Source organism: Vibrio sp. 1288, assembly GCF_033344475.1.
The window spans coordinates 1-748 of record NZ_JAWPOX010000431.1 but is presented as its reverse complement, the minus strand read 5'-3'; the positions used below and the strand labels follow the sequence as shown (position 1 = coordinate 748).

Annotated in this window: 1 protein-coding gene; it reads left to right on the top strand. The window is 44.5% G+C overall.

Features of this window, described 5'->3' with window-relative positions:
- The coding region (locus tag R8O11_RS27215) for a GNAT family N-acetyltransferase (RefSeq protein ID WP_318194876.1) at positions 1-460 on the top strand (460 nt) is incomplete at its 5' end.
- Positions 461-748 lie beyond the last annotated feature (288 nt).

Below are 748 nucleotides of genomic sequence, written 5' to 3'. Positions count from 1 at the left end.
TCGCAATATCATGGCCTACTGGTTTGAAGAACCTTACGAGTCCTATGACGAGCTCGAGGAACTTTACCGCAAACACATTCACGATGACGCAGAACGACGCTTTGTCGTTGAAGACGCTGACGGCATTTTGATTGGTTTGGTGGAGCTGATTGAAATCAACTACATCCACCGCAGTGCGGAATTTCAAATCATCATCGCACCAGACCATCAAGGCCGTGGTTATGCGATGGAAATGATTCATCGCGCATTGGATTACTCTTTCTCCATCCTTAACTTACGCAAAATCTATCTATTGGTTGCGGTTGAGAACGAAGTTGCCATCCATCTGTATAAAAAGTGCGGCTTTATTGAGGAAGGCCATCTTATCGAAGAGTACTTCATTAATGGCAGCTATCGTGACGTGAAGCGCATGTACGTTTTGAAACATCAATACCAGAAGAGTATTGAAGAACAAGCGTAAGTCGATTGAACGTTATCACTGGCGTTAATTCATGCTGTGCTATCTCTCGCATTGCTGCTTGAGAATTTCCTCAGTATTCATCGCTGAGCAAGGGCTGAAATAATGTCAGTGACACGCTCGAATCACAGGCTAGCTTGTGTTGACGGACTGGACGTCACAAACGCATTAGCGCTGTGTTTCCATTATTCAAATTGATATTGGTACGATACCGCAACACGCTTGTCTGCTTCATCCAGATAGGTGTTGTTGTCCATGACAAACGTCATTACGTTAAACGAGTGGCGTTTG